An 18,686-nucleotide genomic window follows, 5' to 3' on the forward strand; every position below is an offset into this window, starting at 1 on the left:
CTCGGAAAAAAGGCAAGCTGGGACAGTGAGTCGTTTACGGAGAGGCACCCTGGCCGGGTTGATTATTCTTGTCTTGGTGGTATTCGCGGTACGTCTCGTATTTGTGCAACTGGTTGACGGTCCCGCATTAGCCAAGCAAGCCCAGCAGCAGCGGTCACGCACTACTGTTATCAAGGCATCGCGGGGCGATATTGTGGATGCGAGCGGCAAGCCGCTGGCCACCTCGGTGCGACGCTATAACGTTGGGGTAAACCAGATTAAAATTAATACGTATTATGAACCCGTTATGACCAAGCGTGACGGCGAAGAAGTGCCTGAACTGGATCAATACCGCCGTGCAAAGATTAAAGCCTTCGGGCCGGTGGCAGCGGCCGAAAAATTGGCACCGCTGCTGAAACAAGACCCCGCCGAACTGGGGGGCAAATTGGTGGCCGCCCCCGGCAGTAAACCGTCTACCTTTGTGTATATAGCCAAGGAAATCACTCCAGAAGTGTGGCGTGACATTCAAAAACTGCGTATTCCCGGCATCGAACCGGAGGAAATCACCAAACGAATTTATCCCAATGGTAATATCGCCGGCAATATTGTGGGGTTCACGAACACTGACGGAGACGGTCTGGCGGGACTGGAACTGAGCCAAAACGCGAAACTCGCGGGGGTGGATGGCGAAGAATCTCGCGAAATTGGTCGTAAAGGGCAGGAAATCCCAGTTCAAGGCAACTACAAGAAAGACGCCATCGCCGGGCAAAGCGTGAAAACCACCATCCGCGTGGACTTACAAAACAACTGTCAACAGATAGTGGAACAGACCCGAGTCAAAACCGGGGCACAAAGCGTTACCGCCGAAGTTGAGGAAGTCGGTACCGGGAGGATTTTAGCCTTGTGTGAAACCGATACCGTTGACCCCCGCCACCCCACCAAATCCAGCGAAAAAAACCGGGGTTCCAAAGCCGTATCCACTGTTTATGAACCCGGTTCGACTATGAAAGTTCAGACCATGGCCAGCGTTTTGGACGAAGGGAAAGTTACCCCCCTGACCCGTTTCACGGTTCCTTACAAGATAACTATGTCCAATGGGCAAACCTTCCAGGATTCTGTGTTCCACGGGGTGCAAAGTTTAACGTCGGCGGGGATTATCGCGAAGTCGTCAAATGTGGGAATCGTCCAGGTCGGGGATTTGGTAAAGGATTCTCAGCGTTACGCCAAGTTACGCCAAGTAGGATTCGGAAAGGTAACCGGAGTGGAACTTCCCGGCGAATCCGGGGGGCTGCTGTCCCCACCCGAAAAATGGGATGGGCGTCAGCGCTATACCATCATGTTTGGACAAGGCGTAGCAGCGACTATTTTGCAGGTCACCAGCGGGATAGCTACCGTGGCTAATGGTGGGGTGAAAGTCTCGCCGCATCTGATTGACTCGTGGCGCACCCCGGAAGGAAAAGTCATCCAGAAAAAGGTTGATGCGGGAACCCGGGTTTATACCAAGGAAACCGCCCGGGAAATGTTGACTATGATGCAAGGAGTGGTCTCTGGAAGCGGTGGGGCATCCGCCGCCGTCATCGAGGGATACCCGGTGGCCGGCAAAAGCGGCACCACTCAGTTAATTAATTCTAAAGGCCAACAAACCGGCACCATTGGTTCATTTTCTGGCGTGTTCCCCGCAGATAATCCTCGAGTGGTAATCACGGTGGTGGTAGAGCGTCCCGCCACCTCTATCTATGGTGTGGTGGTGGCAACTCCGGCATTTAAAGACATTGCAAACGCTACGATAAGGGAGTTGGGCATTCCGCCGACAAATGCTAAGTCCGAGCTTTATCCCATCGGGGGGTAGTATCCCGGAAAACCCGGATAAACTGGGTACTTGGGGATTTCTAGAAAAACCTGGGGATTCCACAGAATCAGATAAATCCGGAAGCCCCATAAAGGAGAACACGAATGACTTTGGAAAATGAATTCAACCCTTTCGAACCGGATTTACAGGCTTTGGCTTGGGTGGATACGGCTGCTATTGCCGACGCTGTGGGGGGGACAAGGCACGGGCCGGCCGGACAGGTGCGCGGAGCCGTGATAGATAACCGCGATGTTCGTGGTGGGGAACTGTTCATCGCGATGCCCGGTCTCCATGTTCACGGCGCAAAGTTTACCCCCGATGCGATATCTCGAGGGGCAAAGGCGGTGCTGACTGATGCGGCTGGACTGGATTTAGTGGCCAACCCGGAGGTTCCGGTTATAACAGTGCCCGATGTACCCCACGCTGCTGGTCGCGCCGCCGCTATGGCTTGGGGTAATCCCGCTAATCATTTGCGATTGTGGGGGGTAACGGGGACGAACGGGAAAACCACTACCACGTATTTGCTGCGGCACCTCTTGCACCGCGTCGGAAAACTTGCTGCTTTGGTGGGAACGGTAGAAGTCGCTATCGGTAAACGTAGTGTGCCCTCGAATATCACCACCCCCCAGGCCGCTCAAGTTCAGGCCATTGCAGCGTCCACGGTCGCCGCACACCTCGAGGATCTCGTTTTAGAGGTCTCTTCTCATGCTTTGGGGTTGGGGCGGGTTGATCCGCTGCGATTTAGAGTGGCAGGTTTTTGTAACTTAACCCATGACCACTTGGATTTCCATCACTCTATGGAGGATTATTTCCAAACCAAGGCCTCGCTGTTCACCGAAAGACGCTCCGACCGCCAAGTAATCATTGTGGATGATGACTGGGGACGCCGTCTGGCTGAACAACTTGAGCGCATGGGACAACATGACTTTGTGACCCTTTCCACCACTGGATTCCCCGCAGATTGGCAAGCCTCCATCACTCCCGATACCAGTGGCTACTCTCACTTGGATTTGCGGGCTTTCGACGGGAAAACCGCCAGTGTTCAAGTACTGATGCCTGGCCGCTTTAATGCGGTCAACACGGCCTTGGCTATTGTGATGCTAGTCACCGGTTTGAGTGTCAGTCCACGGATGCTGAATGGGGATATTCTGCGTCACCTTTGTTCTCACCCCATCCGGGTGGAAGTTCCGGGACGTATGGAACTGATTGCGAATCAACCTCGAGTTATTGTGGATTTCGCGCATAATCCGGGGGCTTTAAAAAGCTTGCTCGAAACCTTGCGCCCCTCTACCGCTGGCCGGCTGCGTCTGGTGTTTGGAGGAACCGGGCAACGTGACCTTGAAAAACGCCCGATTCTGGGTAGAATCGCCGGTGAATTAGCTGATTTTACCTATCTTACCGATGACGATCCCCACGAAGAAGACCCCGGCAAAATCCGCGCCGAGGTTCGCGCTGGGCTGGAAGACTTCCCCGGTAAGTATGTCGAAATTGCGGGGCGATCCGCGGCTATTAAACAGGCCATTCAAGACGCGAAGCCCCAAGATACGGTCGTTATCGCGGGTCGTGGCCACGAGACACTTCAGGAAACCCCGGTGGGAGCTATAGACTTAGATGACCGCGTGGAAGCTCGCGCGGCATTGCAACTGCGAAACTAGGAGCAATCCCTTGATCGACATGACGATTGATGCACTGCGAGAAATCGTAGGGCTGGAGCCAGGTACAAATTCCACTCGAATTCAAGGTACGGTAAACACAGATTCCCGATTTATCGAAGCGGGTGATGTGTTTGTGGCTTTGCCGGGAGAACATACCGATGGACACTGTTTCCTGGGATCGGTGGCGCGTCGGGGAGGGAAAGTAGCGGTGGTAACCAAAAACCGCGACGAAATCCTGGCGCAAGACTGGGCTACCGAGGAGGAACTGGGGAAACTGATTTTACTCCAGGTTGACGATGCCCAGATAGCCTTGGGGAAAATCGCCCAGGCTCATCTAGAACAGCTGCGAAGCCGGGCACGAAATGGGTCAGGCAAGCTTAAACTCGTGATTGGGATTACCGGATCGGCGGGCAAAACTACGACCAAAGACCTCGCCCGCCAGCTGCTTTCTGCTAAGGGAAAAACTGTGGCTCCCCCCGGTTCTTTCAACAATGAAATAGGTTTGCCCCTGACTGTGCTCCAGGCCGATAGTGATACGGAATACCTTGTCCTCGAGATGGGTGCTTCAAAACCGGGGGATTTGAAATATTTGACGGCGATTGCTCCGCTGGATGTGGCGGTGGTGTTGATGGTGGGGACGGCGCACTTGGAATCCTATGATTCCGTGGACGCGCTGGCCGCAGAAAAATCCCAGATTATCACCAGTCTCGGTCCCACCGGGGTAGCCATCCTGAACGCCGACGATCCGAGAGTCGAAGCTATGAGCGGGCGCACCGCCGGTAGGCTGATTTACTTTTCTAGCCAGAAAGCTACGGGGGTGCGGGCTACTCACCTCAAGGTTGACTCGGATTCCCACGCCTCTTTCACCCTGCATACCCCTGCCGGTAAAGCCCAAGTAGAGATGCAACTCATCGGGGCTCACCACGTATCTAATGCCCTGGCTGCCGCAGCCATCGCGCATGTAGCCGGGATGGCAACTCATGAAATCGCGGCCGCCCTACACCACGCCACCCCCCAATCCGAGCACCGAATGCACCTGGTGCACCTGGCAGACGCAGTGGACTTGATTGACGATGCGTACAATGCCAACCCCGATTCTGTCAAAGCCGCACTGGATGTACTATCGAAGTACGCTGCCAGCCGACGGGTTGTGGCCGTGTTGGGCGACATGCTGGAGCTGGGGGTAGCTGCCCCGCAACTGCACGGCGAGATTGGACGTTACTGTGCCAAGGTAGGAATTCCGGTGCTAATTGGGGTCGGGCCGATGGCGAAGAACATTGAGCTGGCTTATTCTGCGCTGCGTCATGATGGGGAACACCATCACACCCTCGATGAAAAATCCGCCGGGCGTTTGCTCCAAGAAGTAGTGCGTCCCAAAGACTTGATTCTGATTAAGGGGTCGCACGATTCGAATCTGTGGAAACTCGCTCAAAGCATCGAGGAAAGGGGACGGGTGCGATGACTGCAGTACTCCTGGCCGGTATGTTTTCGCTGGTCATCAGCCTGTTCGCCACCCCGGTTTATGTAAAGTGGCTGGTGAAAAAACAGTTTGGCCAGTTTATCCGTCAAGACGGGCCGACCGCGCACTACACTAAACGCGGCACCCCCACCATGGGCGGAGTGATGATTATCGCGGCGGTGATTGGGGGCTGGGCAGTGGCGCATATCCAGATAGGGATAGTGTCGCATCGCAGCCCGGTGGTTTCCGAGGTATTGCTGTTGTTCCTGCTGGTGGGGCTGGGATTCATTGGCTGGTTAGACGATTGGATTAAAATTTCTAAGCATCGATCCTTGGGGTTGAATCCCACCGCTAAACTGTTGGGACAGTTGACAGTGGCCTCGATTTTTTCCGGTCTGGCGTTGGGGTTTGAAAATGACCAGAAACTCACCCCCGCTTCCACTAAAATCTCGGTGATTCGCGACACTGGAGTGAACCTGGCATTCCTGGGGATTGGCCTGGGAGTGGTTCTGTTTTTGATTTGGGCTAATTTCCTGGTGGCCGCCTGGTCGAATGCGGTAAACCTGACTGACGGTTTGGATGGTCTGGCTTCTGGGGTTTCCATCTTTGTGTTTGGTGGCTACGGTTTGATATCGTTTTGGCAGTTTTCGCAGTCATGTCGCACGGCCGGGGCGGTGGTCAGTGCTTGCTATGGGGAAACTCGCGACCCGCTGGGGGTTGCCATTGTTTGTGCCGCGATAGTCGGGGCACTGATTGGCTTTCTGTGGTGGAATGCCTCCCCAGCGCGGATTTTCATGGGAGACACGGGATCCTTGGCTCTGGGCGGCGCGCTGGCGGGGGTATCGATTTTCACTCACACCGAGTTCTTGGCGGTAGTTATCGGGGGGCTGTTTGTGGTGGAGGTGTTTTCCGACGTGATTCAAGTCGGTTTCTTTAAAGCCACGCGTCGCCGGGTGTTCAAAATGGCTCCAATTCACCACCATTTCGAGTTGTTGGGCTGGAAAGAGATTACGGTAGTGATACGCTTTTGGATTATTGCCGGGATTATGACGGGAGCCGGGGTAGGTATGTTCTATTTTGATTGGGTGGCGCGTTTGCCATGAGTTCGCAGTTTACTGATGCCTCTATTGGGGTTTTAGGCTTAGGGAAATCCGGTATCGCGGCGGCAGAGGTGCTCATGTCGCTAGGGGCGCGAGTGACTTGCTACGATGCCTCTGGGGCGGCGTTAGAGCGCGCGCGCCAGGCTTTGGGTGCCTCTGGAGTAGCTTTCTGTTCATTAGTCGGGGAGGAAAATCAGGCGCAAGCTGCCGTCGAGGCGGGGCATAAATTATTTATTGTTTCCCCGGGAATTCCCCCGCATAATCCGCTTTACCGGTTGTCTGCCGTAGCGGCACCCGTGTGGTCAGAAGTGGAACTGGCATGGCAGATTCAACAGGAGAGCTCCAATCGCGGGTGCAAGTGGCTGTGTATTACTGGTACGAATGGGAAAACCACCACTACGGGAATGCTGGCACAAATGTTGATTACTGGGGGAGTGGTAGCCACGGCGGTGGGGAACTATGGCACCCCGATTGTCCAGGTGGTGGCCGAAGGCGCGGTAGATGCCTTGGCGGTAGAACTGTCCTCTTTCCAGTTGCACGCGACGTTTTCCGTGCAACCCTGGGCATCGGTTTGGCTGAACTTTGCCCCCGATCATATTGACTGGCACGGCAGCGCCGATGAATACGCTTGGGATAAGTCCAAAATCTATCGCGGGGTGCAACACGCTGCTTTCTATCCCGTCACCGAGGAACTACCGACCAAGGTTTTGGCGCAATCGGGTTTGCCCCCGGAACGTATCTTTGGTTTGACTCCTGGGATTCCCCAGCCGGGTTTCCTGGGAGTAATCGACGATGTTTTGGTTGACCGGGCTTTTACTTCCGACCCCGCCAAACAGGCCTTAGAGCTGGCACGTTTTGCCGACTTGGAACACTTGACTGGGCAGCCTACCCCTACCTCTGCGATTTTGCAGGATACCTTGGCAGCAGCGGGGTTGGCGCGGGCCTACGGGCTGCAGCCGGTTTGGGTGCAGCGCGGTATCCGCGAATTTGAGCTGGAACATCACCGTCGTGCCCCGGTTGGTGTGTTCGATGGCGTTTCCTATATTGACGATTCGAAAGCGACCAATACTCACGCGGCGGCAGCTTCTTTGCGAGATGTGGCGGATAAACACGCCGTGTGGATTGTGGGGGGCGACCCCAAAGGCCAAGATTTCCACCAGCTGGTAAAGCTGGTGGCTCCGAAGGTGAAAGCGGCGGTGTTAATCGGCCTTGACCCGGAACCTTTCCGTCAGGCATTTGCGCAAAACGCCCCGGGAATTCCCTTAAAACGAATCGAACCGGGGGACAATCTTATGGAACGAACCGTGAAAGCCGCTACGGATTTCGCTGCTTCGGGGGATGTGGTTTTACTTGCCCCGGCATGTGCCTCTTGGGATCAGTTCCCTAACTACGGGGTGCGCGGCGAATTGTTTGCGGCGGCGGTAAACGCGTTACACCAGGCCAAGACAGGAAAGCAAGATGACGAAACTCGATTCGCAAGCGGCACCAGCCGCAACAGCGGAGTCGAATCCCGCTGAGTCGTTGCGCCCGAAACGTCGGTTTCTACAGTCTTGGCGTGACCACCCGGTGTTGAGCTACTACCTGCTGTTGGTTATTACTTGGCTGTTGTTTGCTATCGGCTTGATTACCGTGTTTTCGGCGGCTACCATCGCGGCGCTAGACCAGAAATCTAATCCTTTTTTGGCCTTCGGGAAGCGTTCCTTGATTTATTTGGCTTCCCTGGCGGTCATGTTTGCGGCTTCACGAATCAGGGCGGTGATATATAAGCGCTTGGCCTGGTATTTACTTGGCGCTTCATGGCTGTTGCAGGCCTTGGTGTTCTTGCCTGGTTTCCATGGGGTCAGCGCGGGCGGTAACACGAACTGGCTGGTGATACCGGGAATCGGCTTTTCCATTCAGCCTTCCGAGTTCATGAAACTCGCCTTGGTAATTTTCCTGGGAGCCATGCTCTCGGATTCGAGGTTGCGTCACAAGTCCACCAGAAATTTTCCGCTGTACTCGATTGGGGGAGCGGCTGGTGGCTCTATCGTCTTGGTTATGATAGGCCGCGACCTGGGGACTGCTATGGTAATGTCTTCCTTGATTCTGGTGGCTTTTTTTATTGCGGGTATCCGCTTACGTCACCTCGCTATCATCGTGGTTTGCGGCGCCGGTTTGGCTGCCGTGGGGGTGATGAGTTCCCCGAGCCGCCGCCGTCGGGTTTTCGGTTTCGTGGACGCCTCTACTACCGATCCCACCGGGGTTGGCTACCAGCGCCAACATGGTCTGTGGAGCCTGGCCACCGGGGGACTAACTGGGGTTGGTCCGGGGGCTAGCCGCGAAAAATGGTCTTACTTACCCGAAGCTGACACGGACTATATCTTTGCTATTCTCGGCGAGGAATTTGGCTTAGCTGGTACCTTTTGGGTGTTGACGCTGTTCATACTGCTGTGTTTGACCTTGACCCGAATGATGCGCCGGTCAACTGCTTCCTTCGAGGTCTATACATTGGCGGGAATTATGGGATGGTTTTTTTCTCAGGCTATCATCAACATCGGTGCGGTGGTGGGCTTGTTGCCGATTATCGGGGTGCCACTGCCACTGATTTCTTCCGGCGGGTCTTCGATGTTGTCGGTTATGGGTGCCATCGGAGTGGCTTTGTCTTTTGCCCGACATGAACCCGGAGCCCAAGAAGCCCTGCAGGTGCGGCTTCGTCCCGTGAAACGTTCCCTGGCAATTCTGGCCGGGTCGAGTGTGAAGTTTTCCAAGAGCCGGCGGATAAAGCGTTAGACTGGGAACGTGAAGCAACCAGTTATTGTTTTCGCTGGCGGGGGTACCGCCGGTCACGTAAATCCGCTGCTTTCCACGGTGGCAGCGTTGCGCGCTACAGGCTTGGACTTTCATCCCTTGGTGTTGGGCACCAAGGAAGGGTTGGAATCTGAACTGGTTCCGGCAGCGGGTTTGGAACTGGCGACGATTCCGCGTCTGCCGGTACCGCGCCAACCTTCCTCCGATTTGGTTACCTTGCCCCTGCGGCTGCGTCGCACGGTTAAGGATCTAGAATCGCTGTTTTCACAGCGCGAGGCGACCGCCTTGGTAGGTTTCGGGGGCTATGTTTCCGCCCCGGGCTATTTGGCGGCGCACCACTTGAAAATCCCTTTTTTGGTGCACGAGCAAAATGCGCGTCCTGGCATGGCCAACCGTTTGGGGGCGCGGTGGGCCAAGGCGGTGGCCTTGACGTTCCCGGAGACCCCGTTGCGTTCGCGTCGCGGTAAGACAGAGGTTACCGGTTTGCCGCTGCGTCCCGCTATGCTAGAGCTAGCGTCTCGCCTGGCCACAACAGAAGGCCGTTTGGCAGCGCGCGCCGCTGCCGCCCAGTTTTTTGGGTTATCGCCGGATAAACCCACTGTTTTGGTTACGGGGGGTTCATTAGGTGCCGTGTTCTTAAACCAGACTTTGCCGACCGCGCTGGCTCAGGTTTCCGGAAATTTCCCCGACTTACAAGTGGTTCATTTGACGGGTAAAGACAAGGACAAACCAGTGAAACAGTTTGTGTCAGAGGCTGGTTTACAGCAAAACTACAAGGTTTTGGATTACCTGTCAGAGATGCATCATGCTTTGGCTTTGGCTGACGCGGTGGTGTGTCGTGCCGGGGCGGCTACTGTGGCAGAGAATTCGGCGCTGGGTCTGCCGGCGCTCTACGTCCCGCTACCGGTGGGTAATGGGGAACAGTCTTTGAACGCATTGAGTGTGGTTGAATCCGGGGGCGCTTTTCTGTTGAACCAAAAGAAGGCCAAACCCACTGAGGTTGCGGTATTGATTGAACGGATGCTTGACCCCGCGAAGAACCCGGAAATGCGTCAGGCAGCGGCTAGTGCCGGCACCACCAAGGGTGCGGCGAATCTGGCGAAATTAATCCAGGAGGTCTTGTGAGGGACAGTTCATCGAATCTTTCCAATGTAAACGCTGCTCACGTTGTGCCCGCCCACCAGGCGTTTCACCTGGTAGGTGTTGGTGGGGCAGGCATGAGTGTGCTGGCGCATCTATTGCATGACTTGGGTTATACGGTTTCTGGTTCGGATCGAACCGAGGCCGATACCTTACCGGAGCTGCGTGAGCTGGGGGTAAAAGTGTTTGTGGGGCACCGTGCCGCTCAGGTTACCCCAGGCATGATTGTGGTGGCTTCTTCGGCTATCCGTGAGGATAATCCTGAAATCCAGCGTGCCCATCAACTTGGACTAGAGATTTGGCACCGCTCCCAAGCCTTGGATTTCTGTACCCGTTCTAAGGATTTGCTGGCGGTGGCGGGGGCGCACGGGAAGACTACGACCTCCGCGATGCTTTCCAAGGCGTTGTGGGATGTAGGTGCCGACCCCAGTTTTGCGATTGGTGGGGTGATTTTAGAGTACGGCACGGGGGCACGTCTGGGACGCGGGCGGGCGTTTGTGATAGAGGCCGACGAATCCGATGGGTCTTTTTTGAACTATGCGCCATTGGTAGAAGTTTTGACTAATATCGAGCCCGATCATCTTGACCATTGGGGGAGTCGCGAGGCTTTTGACCAGGCTTTCGTGGATTTTACCGCCCGGATTCGCCCGGGCGGTGCCATTGTAGCTTGTGGGGATGACGCGGGGATTAGGCGGCTGGCACCGCGTTTCCATTCGGGTGCTGCTTTGGTGTCTTATGGTTTTGGTGCACCTTTACCTGGCGCGGCGTTGGTGGTTGCTTTGGGGGAACCTCGTTTGGGTGCCGGTCATGCAGAGGTTGATTTACGGGTCATGAGGTGCCATCCTGAACAGCTACTGTTCCACGACGTGCTCCGCTTGTCTCAGGGCGGGAAGCATTACCTGTTGGATGCGGCGGCGGCGTTGGGAGCTGCAGCGGCTTTGAATGAGTGTGTCGGCGGTATAGATTTCGGGGCATTTTGCCAATCTTTAAGCAGTTTTACCGGGACAGGGCGTCGGATGCAGTTTCTGGGCGAAATCGGGGGAGTGCGGATCTATGACGACTATGGGCATCACCCCACCGAGGTAGCCGCCACCTTGGGGGCGGCGCGCGACTTGGCTGGGAATGGAAGGCTGCTGGTGTGTTTTCAGCCGCATTTGTATTCCCGGACTAAGACTTTTGCTTCTGAATTCGCCACTGTGCTTTCAGCCGCTGACGAGGTCGTCGTCTGTGGGGTTTACGCGGCTCGCGAAAACCCCACAGACGGAGCTGACGGGGACGCGATTGCGGATTTAATGGGTGAAAAGGGACAATTCATCTCGGATATGTATGCAGCCGGAGATGCGGTTTACAATCTTGCCAAGCCGGGGGATTTACTGCTATTCCTGGGGGCTGGTTCCATTACCCATGTGGCTCACGACTTGGTGAAAGCTCATCTGGGAGCTGGCACCTCATGAAACGCCCCACTCGACCCAACCTAGGTAAGCCGGCCGCCAAGCCGAGACCCCCCGCTCCTGGCGCGGATAGACCAAGCCAAGCGGGGGTAAAACGGAAGTCTCAACCGACAGAACCGACACAGTCGGCAGAAGCTCTAGCCACTAAGCCGAAGTTACCTCCACAGAGCGCAGGTTCCATTAAGGTGACAGGCTTTTCAGTGTCTGCGACCAGGGAGGCAACCGAGCCCGCTGTTAGCGAGGCTACGACGACACCCACGCGTGCCACCGCACCCAAATCCGCCCAGGTAAACACCAAACTGCTAGATCGCCTGGAGCAACGTGAATCTGTAATGCGGCTAATCCGACGCAAGCGTCTTGCGGTGCTGGGGGGTGTTCTTGTGGTGATTGTCGCGGTTTCGATGGTAGTTTTCGTGTCTCCTTTGACGGCTTATCGTCTGACAGAATGCCGGGTTACGGGTATGAAGAACACCGATGCGGCGGCTATCTGCCAAGCCACTGGGGGATTCGCGGGTACCCCTTTGACTCGGATATCTACCGGGGTGTTGCGAGGCACGGTGCTGAAAAATGTACCCGCCCTGCGCGAAGTTCAGGTACAACGTCGCTGGTGGCACGGCCTGAGCTTGCGGGTTCAGGAGCGTGAGCCGGTGGCCACTGTACGTAAAAACGGCAAAGTCGTGGGTGTGGATCGAGACATGGTGGTTCTGGAAGTTGCCCCGGGGGAGGTCTCGGGATTGCCGCAGCTGAATGCGGATTTAGAAAAGCTGGGTGGCAAAACACGCAAACTGGTTGATGCTGCTCTGCACACCTTGGGGGATATGTCGCCCCAGTTGCGGTCGCAAATCGAGGCTGTGACTTCGCAAGATGCCGCCCAGCTGGCGTTTTCCCTGCGGGATGGTCGAGAATTAGTGTGGGGTGACAGCCAGAAATCAGGCGTGAAAACCTCGGTGGCGCTGCTGCTGTTGGAACAGCCTAATGTCAAGGTTGTCGACGTTTCCATCCCGGAGCGACCTTCGACCCGATAGGCGGGGGAATGTGTATAGAGTCGGGGATTTCGGCTCGCACCTCATGAACCCGTAGCTATCCGACATCACGTCAGGGTGCCAACTTAGTTCACCGAGATTTAATGAGAACGCGCCTCTCCGCGCAGTTTGGAGAGGAACTGTTTGGTGCGCTCTTGGGTCGGGCGGTGAATCAGCTCGTCGGCCGCGCCCTCCTCCAGCACGGTACCGCCATCCATGAACACGGCGCGGTCGGCCACCCCAGCAGCGAATTCCATCTCGTGGGTAACAATGACCATCGTCATCTGTTCTTCGGCCAGAGAACGAATAATGGCCAAGATTTCGCCGGTTAACTCTGGATCCAAAGCGGAGGTCGGCTCGTCGAAGTACAGCATCCTGGGGTGCAAGGCCAAGGCGCGAGCAATCGCGACGCGCTGCTTTTGACCACCGCTAAGCTCCGAGGGATACGCCCCGCCTTTGTCTGGCAGATTCATGCGCTCTAGCAAACGTTTGGCTTCGGCGCGGACTTCCTCCGGAGGACGTTTTTGCACCTTGATGGGGGCATCGCACAGATTGCGCATCACCGTCCAGTGTGGGAACAAGTTGAAGTTCTGGAAGACCAAACCATAGTCGTGACGGAAACGTTTTTCGTCACCCTTCGAGGTTTTCACTCCATTTTCCTTGGTTAGGGCGGTCTGTCCGAAGTATTCGATGTGTCCTGAATCCATGTAGTCCAAAAAGGTAGCGCAACGCAGCAAGGTGGATTTTCCCGAGCCGCTAGGGCCAAGAATCGCCAGGACTTCGCCCTCGGTGACGTGCAGCGAGACGCCTTTCAAGACCTCTAAGTTCCCGAAGGACTTGTGCATGTTTTCAATCTTGAGTGCATCCACTTTTTACCTCTTTTTCCGGATTCTTGGGTTCTAGACGGCGTATTTGCTGACATGTTTTTCCAGCCGATCCATCAAAACGGCTACGACTATGTTGAACACGTAATAGAACACGGCTGCCGCCACGAAAGGTGCCATGGAAGCCGTAGCGGAAGCGTATTGCTTGGCCAAGGTAAACATTTCGGTATAAGAAATTGCGAAGGCCAGGGAGGTGTCCTTGACTAAGGTGATGACCTCGTTGGTGATAGAGGGTAAAACCGTGCGAAACATTTGCGGCACTTTAATCGTGAAAAACGTGCGGCGCTGGGAATAGCCCAGCACAAAAGCCGCCTCGCTTTGCCCGGCAGGGATGGCTTGGAAACCGCCGCGATAGATTTCCGCGAAATAGGCTGCGTAGTTAATCGCAAAGGCGATAATCACCGCGTAAAAACGGTATTCTGCCGAAATCTGGACGCCAAACAGGTAGTACGGCCCAAAATACACCACCATCAGCTGCAGCATCAAAGGTGTCCCGCGCATTATAGAAATATAGAACTGTACCACCCAGGCCAACGGTTTAAAGGGACACACCCTGCCACCGTAAACCAGCAGCCCCAGGGGGAGGGACAACAGCAGGGTCAAGACAAAAATGACCACACTGTTGACCGACCCCCAGGCCAAATCTGGCAGAAACGACCAGTCATTCATACTGTGCTTCCGTTTTCCTTTAATCCTTGATTACAGATTTTTCAACCGCGTGTTTTTCGGCTAGTTTCATGAAAGTGCCGTCAGCTTTCATTTCATCTAGAGCCTTTTGCACCTGGTCGCGCAGGGATTCGTTGCCTTTTTTGAAACCGATTCCATACTGTTCGGTGTGAAAAGGTGGATTCATGATGGTGAACTTGCCTTTTTCGCGCGCCTGCACCTGGAAGTTCGCCACCCCCACGTCCACCGCTACCGCGTCGGCTGCGCCGGATTCCATATTCATGAAAGCCTGGTTATAGTCGGGAACCTGGTCAAGAGAGGCAAAACTGTCCTTAAGGTCTTTGTTGTCCTTATTTTCTAAGGCCGTCAGGCCGGACGAATCGGCTTGCACCAAAACGTGTTTGCCCGCGAGACCTTTGGTATCGGTGATTTTATCGGCGGTTTTCGTAACGAACACAATCGAATTATCCACGTAGGGTTTCGACCAGGTGTATTTGTCTTCACGCCCATTGATAGTAAACCCGTTCCACAGGCAGTCTACGGTTCCAGAGTTCAACTCCATGTCTTTCGCGTCCCAGTCGATAGGTTGGGGCACGAATTTCCATTCGTTGCGTTTTGCCACCTCTTTGGCTAGGTCAATGTCAAAACCAACATATTCGCCGGTTTTTTCGTCCTTGTAGCCGTAGGGAGGAAAGTTGGGATCGAAACCGATGGTGAATTTTTCACCCGCTGCCTTGGCAGCACTGGCGTGGTCGGTGGAATGATTTTTGTCATTAGATGCGCTGGTATTCCCGCAAGCGCCCAGGGTTAAGGCCAAAATCGCTGCGCAACCGGCAGCGGATAGTTTCTTGATATCCATAAACCTTCCTCCTTCGTTAGGGGGTTTGACATGCTTAAACCCTACATTGTGCCCTATGTTGGCAATAATTACTAATTCCACGAGTCGTGAAGCGAAATTTGCGACACGCCGGGATACCTCCCACCTGGGGAAGGATTGTTCACTAAATTTCGTGAGTCAACAGGGATACCAGACTTTAACCCTAAAGCTAAAGGTTAAGGTTGAAAGGGGAGGAATATGGAAGCATCACCGCAGGCAGTTATCCGCGTCGTTGGGGTGGGTGGCGGCGGGGTTAACGCCGTGAACCGCATGATTGAGGCGGATTTGCGCGGGGTGGAGTTCATTGCGGTGAACACCGATGCCCAGGCGCTTTTGATGAGCGATGCCGACGTGAAACTCGAGATTGGTCGTGATCACACCCATGGTTTGGGTGCCGGTGCCGACCCGGAAGTTGGCAAAAAGGCTGCTTCTGACCACGAAGACGAGATTCGCGAGATTCTCGAGGGCTCCAATATGGTGTTCGTAACCGCCGGTGAAGGCGGGGGCACTGGCACCGGGGCGGCTCCGATTGTGGCGGGGGTTGCCCGGGAACTCGGGGCGCTGACAGTAGGCGTTGTTACTAGACCGTTTGAATTTGAGGGACGGCGGCGCGCGGAACAGGCCGAGCGGGGTATCGAGGCCTTGCGAGAACAAGTCGATGCGTTAATTGTGATTCCCAATGAACGTTTGCTGGATTCCACCAACGAGGATCTCTCGGTGATTGGGGCTTTTCGCGCCGCTGACCAGGTTCTTCAGGCTTCAGTCCAAGGCATCACCGAAATCATCACCATCCCCGCTGACCTTAACGTGGATTTTGCGGATGTCACCACCACCTTGAAAGATGCCAAGACAGCCTTGATGGGTATCGGTTCCGCTACCGGACCCGAACGCGCCATGGATGCGGTGGAAATGGCGATTTCCTCGCCCTTACTAGAGACTTCTATGGAAGGAGCCAATCGGGTGCTGCTGTTCTTCCAGGGTGGTTCGGATCTGAAGATGAGCGAGTGGCGCCAAGCCTCGAAGTTGGTTCAGGAACTGGCTGACCCGGAGGCCAATATCATCGTCGGGGTGGACATCAACGAAACTTTTGGCGACGAGGTTCGCGTTACCGTTATCGCGACCGGTTTCAACGGCTTGGATGCCGCCGGCAAGCCAATTCCCACTAAGGCTGCAGCCAGTGTGCCCAATGCGTCTTCCCTGGCTGCTAGTGCCGTGCGCAGCGCTGGCTCTGTCCCAAAATCTCTCGGTAGTCCGGCTGTGGCGGGAACTGCTCCGGCCGGGACAACTCCGATTGGGATGACGACTGCCGCGACGGTGGCGGGGGCTTCCGCCACACCAGTGGTACCGAGCGTGTCGAATTCAGCGGTCGCGTCTGGTGCTTTGAATGTGCCAAGTACACCGGCTGGAACCACCCACCGTCAAACCACCGGCAGTATTGCAGATTCAGTAGCGGCGCGTTTGGCAGAGCATCGCGCTAAGGAAAAGCCAGCGGTTCCCACTAGCCCAAGGCTTACAGCGGTCACACCTCCGACCAATACGGCGGTACCGCTCGATTCGCAAGCTACGGGAGTGTCACATCAGGCTGACCCCAATGCTGCTCGGATTCCAGCAGGAACCGAGACAATTGGCAAACCGAAACCGAGTGCGAGTACCTTGCACAACCCCGAAGTAAAAATCACCGGTTTAGCTGGAATCCCTGACGCTAAACGGGAACCACTCGCGGTGACCAGTGGAATTCGCCCGGTTTCCCCGGATGCTTCCACGGTTCCCAACTATGTGGATTCTTCTCGGGAACAGACCGCGCCCCCGTTGCGACTCCAGCAAGTTTTCGATGACATCACCCCTAAAGACGAACTGGACATTCCAGATTTCTTGCGATAAAAACGCAAAATTCTAGGCTTTTACGTATTTTCCCTCCCATACCGTCCTCGGTGTCGCGTGGCGACACCGAGGACGGTCTTTTTACGACACTCCGAGGCAACATCCCGCCTCGTACCCGATTGATGGCCTAACCTCGGTGACAGTTACCTTTCTATTCGGCAACAACTTATGGGAGAAGATATGGGAAGTGCATTACTGCGCAATGTGCTGGAAAAAGTTGGTTTACGGGAACCAGATGCTTCAGATTACGATGATGAATATGCTGACAATGACGAGGGCGCCCTGGGCGAAGTCCACGAATTCCCCGGTTCCACAGAACCAGAGGTTTCGGAGAAAAAAGAAGTAACCGAGGCACAATCGCAGCCGCAGGCTCCCGTTTTCAACCGAATTAAAACCTCCAAGCCAACCAGCTACAACGATGCCCCCGAAATTGGGGATTCCTTGCGTGACAACATTCCGGTAATCCTTAACTTGAACTATATGGGCAAGCCCGAGGGACAACGTATGGTTGACTTTGTGTCTGGTCTGTGTTTCGGCTTGGAGGGGAAGCTAGAGTTGGTCGGAGAAAACCTGTTCTTGCTCACCCCCAAAGGAATTGCTACGGTTACCGACCAGAAACAGACCCCCTCTTTCCTGCCGTCTCGGTATTAATTGGGGTCAACCTCAGCTATCGGAAGTTTTAACCTATCCGGGGGCGAGGAATTGCTGCCAGGCAACTTTGCATTTCGCGTGCGTTTGCTATAACCGTGCACTCACCCAGTAAACTGGGTGAGTGCAGATAATTGGACTGGTTATTTACTACGCAATTTCGCTGTATCTCGCGATTTTGATGGTGCGTGTGGTTCTGGACTGGATTAGCTTCCTGGCGCGAGACTGGCGTCCTCGAGGAGTGGTGTTAGTGCTGGCGAACATTGTCTATTCCCTCACGGATCCGCCGGTGCGCTTCTTTGGCCGATTGATTCCCCCCCTACGTTTCGGAGGAATCGGTCTTGACATGGGATTTTTGGTGTTTTTTCTGGTGTTGGTGGTGACTCAGCGACTGGTGGCGTGGTTGTTTTTGTATAGCTTGGCTTGAAATGCTGCGCTTTAACCGGAGCTCCCTCTTGATACTAGGGCCGGCTTCCAGTCAGAAATTAGTAAATTCCCACCAAAAAGCGGTAAGTTTAAAACCTCAGTATTCACACAAGTAACAAAAATGTGGAACAATGGATGTCGTACGGTATCGTGCGAAGGCTCCAAAGTTTGATAAGACGGGCTGCGGCCCCTGGACAGGACGAGGTGACATATATGGCGCTGCTCACCACAGATGACATCGTCAACAAAAAGTTCCAACCGACGAAGTTTCGGGAGGGATACGACCAAGATGAAGTCGATGATTTCTTGGACGAGGTGGTGAATACCCTCGATGCGATGACCAAAGAGCGTGATGGCTTAAAACAGCAGCTCGAAGAGGCACACCGCCGTATCACCGAGCTCGAAACGGCCAGCGTGGCACCGACTCCCGTAACCTACGTGGAGACCGAGCCACAACCCGAACCACAACCTGAGCCGCAGTCGGAACCTGCTTTTGTCGAGCCACAACCGCAGCCCGAACCGGCTCCGGCTGCGATGCCGGCAATGCCTCAGGGCGAGAACGAATCCACCTCAGCGGTGTCCATGCTGACCATGGCGCAACGTCTCCATGACGAATACGTCCAAAACGGTCAGCAGGAACGCGAAGAGATTATCGCTAAGGCTCGGGTGGAAGCCGACCGGATTATTTCCGAGGCCGAACAAGAGCACTCTCGTGTCTTAGCGCAGCTCGAGCAGGAACGCGGCATGCTGGAACGCAAGATTGAGGAGCTGCGTACCTTCGAGAGCGACTACCGCTCCCAGATAAGAAGCTATCTGGAAGGTGTTCTCGCTGACTTGGCGGCCTCGGCTCCTAACGCGTAGC

Annotated in this window: 16 protein-coding genes; 13 read left to right on the forward strand and 3 right to left on the reverse strand. The window is 55.1% G+C overall.

Going from position 1 to position 18,686, the window contains the following annotated elements; translation table 11 throughout:
* The first annotated feature begins 25 nt into the window (after positions 1-25).
* From HMPREF0577_RS03120 to HMPREF0577_RS03160, 9 genes are all read left to right on the forward strand, one after another.
* A complete protein-coding gene (locus HMPREF0577_RS03120) occupies positions 26-1,828 on the forward strand; it encodes a peptidoglycan D,D-transpeptidase FtsI family protein (protein ID WP_004015709.1) in 1,803 nt (600 codons plus the stop codon).
* Positions 1,829-1,932: 104 nt separating this feature from the next.
* Positions 1,933-3,483 (forward strand): UDP-N-acetylmuramoyl-L-alanyl-D-glutamate--2,6-diaminopimelate ligase, encoded by a 1,551-nt coding sequence (locus HMPREF0577_RS03125; protein ID WP_004012211.1) that lies wholly within the window; start codon positions 1,933-1,935, stop codon positions 3,481-3,483.
* Between the two features lie 10 nt (positions 3,484-3,493).
* A complete protein-coding gene (locus tag HMPREF0577_RS03130) occupies positions 3,494-4,945 on the forward strand; it encodes a UDP-N-acetylmuramoyl-tripeptide--D-alanyl-D-alanine ligase (protein ID WP_004017847.1) in 1,452 nt (483 codons plus the stop codon).
* On the forward strand, positions 4,942-6,045 hold the full coding sequence (mraY, locus tag HMPREF0577_RS03135; protein WP_004012213.1) for a phospho-N-acetylmuramoyl-pentapeptide-transferase: 1,104 nt from the start codon (positions 4,942-4,944) through the stop codon (positions 6,043-6,045). The genes HMPREF0577_RS03130 and mraY overlap by 4 nt, the downstream gene beginning before the upstream one ends.
* Positions 6,042-7,559: a UDP-N-acetylmuramoyl-L-alanine--D-glutamate ligase gene (murD, locus tag HMPREF0577_RS03140; RefSeq protein WP_004012214.1), complete on the forward strand. Its 1,518-nt coding sequence runs from the start codon at positions 6,042-6,044 to the stop codon at positions 7,557-7,559. The genes mraY and murD overlap by 4 nt, the downstream gene beginning before the upstream one ends.
* Entirely contained in the window at positions 7,501-8,811 is a 1,311-nt protein-coding gene (locus HMPREF0577_RS03145; protein ID WP_231282884.1) for an FtsW/RodA/SpoVE family cell cycle protein, read from the forward strand. The genes murD and HMPREF0577_RS03145 overlap by 59 nt, the downstream gene beginning before the upstream one ends.
* Before the next feature lie 9 nt (positions 8,812-8,820).
* Positions 8,821-9,954 (forward strand): undecaprenyldiphospho-muramoylpentapeptide beta-N-acetylglucosaminyltransferase, encoded by a 1,134-nt coding sequence (gene murG, locus HMPREF0577_RS03150; RefSeq protein ID WP_004012216.1) that lies wholly within the window; start codon positions 8,821-8,823, stop codon positions 9,952-9,954.
* Positions 9,951-11,423, forward strand: a complete 1,473-nt coding sequence (gene murC, locus HMPREF0577_RS03155; RefSeq protein WP_004015712.1) for a UDP-N-acetylmuramate--L-alanine ligase — start codon at positions 9,951-9,953, stop codon at positions 11,421-11,423. Before murG ends, murC begins: the two co-directional genes overlap by 4 nt.
* Before the next feature lie 197 nt (positions 11,424-11,620).
* Positions 11,621-12,445, forward strand: a complete 825-nt coding sequence (locus HMPREF0577_RS03160) for a cell division protein FtsQ/DivIB (RefSeq protein WP_248613663.1) — start codon at positions 11,621-11,623, stop codon at positions 12,443-12,445.
* Between the two features lie 98 nt (positions 12,446-12,543).
* Here the strand turns inward: HMPREF0577_RS03160 and HMPREF0577_RS03165 are convergent, their stop codons facing one another.
* From HMPREF0577_RS03165 to HMPREF0577_RS03175, 3 genes are read right to left on the reverse strand one after another with little or no spacing between them, the layout of a single operon-like run.
* Positions 12,544-13,311 (reverse strand): amino acid ABC transporter ATP-binding protein, encoded by a 768-nt coding sequence (locus HMPREF0577_RS03165; protein ID WP_004012219.1) that lies wholly within the window; start codon positions 13,309-13,311, stop codon positions 12,544-12,546.
* Between the two features lie 30 nt (positions 13,312-13,341).
* Positions 13,342-13,995, reverse strand: coding sequence for an amino acid ABC transporter permease (locus tag HMPREF0577_RS03170; RefSeq protein WP_004012220.1), 654 nt, complete (start codon positions 13,993-13,995; stop codon positions 13,342-13,344).
* A gap of 19 nt (positions 13,996-14,014) precedes the next feature.
* A complete protein-coding gene (locus HMPREF0577_RS03175) occupies positions 14,015-14,851 on the reverse strand; it encodes an amino acid ABC transporter substrate-binding protein (protein WP_004015717.1) in 837 nt (278 codons plus the stop codon).
* Between the two features lie 216 nt (positions 14,852-15,067).
* Between HMPREF0577_RS03175 and ftsZ the strand changes: the two genes are divergently transcribed.
* From ftsZ to HMPREF0577_RS03195, 4 genes are all read left to right on the forward strand, one after another.
* Positions 15,068-16,750, forward strand: coding sequence for a cell division protein FtsZ (gene ftsZ, locus HMPREF0577_RS03180; RefSeq protein ID WP_004012222.1), 1,683 nt, complete (start codon positions 15,068-15,070; stop codon positions 16,748-16,750).
* 180 nt (positions 16,751-16,930) lie between these two features.
* The gene (locus HMPREF0577_RS03185) at positions 16,931-17,401 is read left to right on the forward strand and encodes a cell division protein SepF (protein WP_004015720.1); all 471 of its coding nucleotides are present in this window, start codon (positions 16,931-16,933) and stop codon (positions 17,399-17,401) included.
* A 121-nt stretch (positions 17,402-17,522) separates the two neighbouring features.
* The gene (locus tag HMPREF0577_RS03190) at positions 17,523-17,825 is read left to right on the forward strand and encodes a YggT family protein (RefSeq protein ID WP_004012224.1); all 303 of its coding nucleotides are present in this window, start codon (positions 17,523-17,525) and stop codon (positions 17,823-17,825) included.
* 212 nt (positions 17,826-18,037) lie between these two features.
* Positions 18,038-18,685 (forward strand): DivIVA domain-containing protein, encoded by a 648-nt coding sequence (locus tag HMPREF0577_RS03195; RefSeq protein ID WP_036342239.1) that lies wholly within the window; start codon positions 18,038-18,040, stop codon positions 18,683-18,685.
* Position 18,686: the final 1 nt, after the last annotated feature.

It is taken from the genome of Mobiluncus mulieris ATCC 35243, from assembly GCF_000160615.1.
In the GTDB taxonomy this organism is placed as follows: Bacteria; Actinomycetota; Actinomycetes; order Actinomycetales; family Actinomycetaceae; genus Mobiluncus; species Mobiluncus mulieris.

Coding starts and splice junctions, on each gene's coding strand:
- HMPREF0577_RS03125 (WP_004012211.1), top strand. CDS start 1,933: ATGACTTTGGAAAATGAATTCAACCCTTTCGAACCGGATTTACAGGCT.
- mraY (WP_004012213.1), top strand. CDS start 4,942: ATGACTGCAGTACTCCTGGCCGGTATGTTTTCGCTGGTCATCAGCCTG.
- murD (WP_004012214.1), top strand. CDS start 6,042: ATGAGTTCGCAGTTTACTGATGCCTCTATTGGGGTTTTAGGCTTAGGG.
- HMPREF0577_RS03145 (WP_231282884.1), top strand. CDS start 7,501: ATGACGAAACTCGATTCGCAAGCGGCACCAGCCGCAACAGCGGAGTCG.
- HMPREF0577_RS03170 (WP_004012220.1), bottom strand. CDS start 13,995: ATGAATGACTGGTCGTTTCTGCCAGATTTGGCCTGGGGGTCGGTCAAC.
- HMPREF0577_RS03175 (WP_004015717.1), bottom strand. CDS start 14,851: ATGGATATCAAGAAACTATCCGCTGCCGGTTGCGCAGCGATTTTGGCC.
- ftsZ (WP_004012222.1), top strand. CDS start 15,068: ATGGAAGCATCACCGCAGGCAGTTATCCGCGTCGTTGGGGTGGGTGGC.
- HMPREF0577_RS03185 (WP_004015720.1), top strand. CDS start 16,931: ATGGGAAGTGCATTACTGCGCAATGTGCTGGAAAAAGTTGGTTTACGG.
- HMPREF0577_RS03195 (WP_036342239.1), top strand. CDS start 18,038: ATGGCGCTGCTCACCACAGATGACATCGTCAACAAAAAGTTCCAACCG.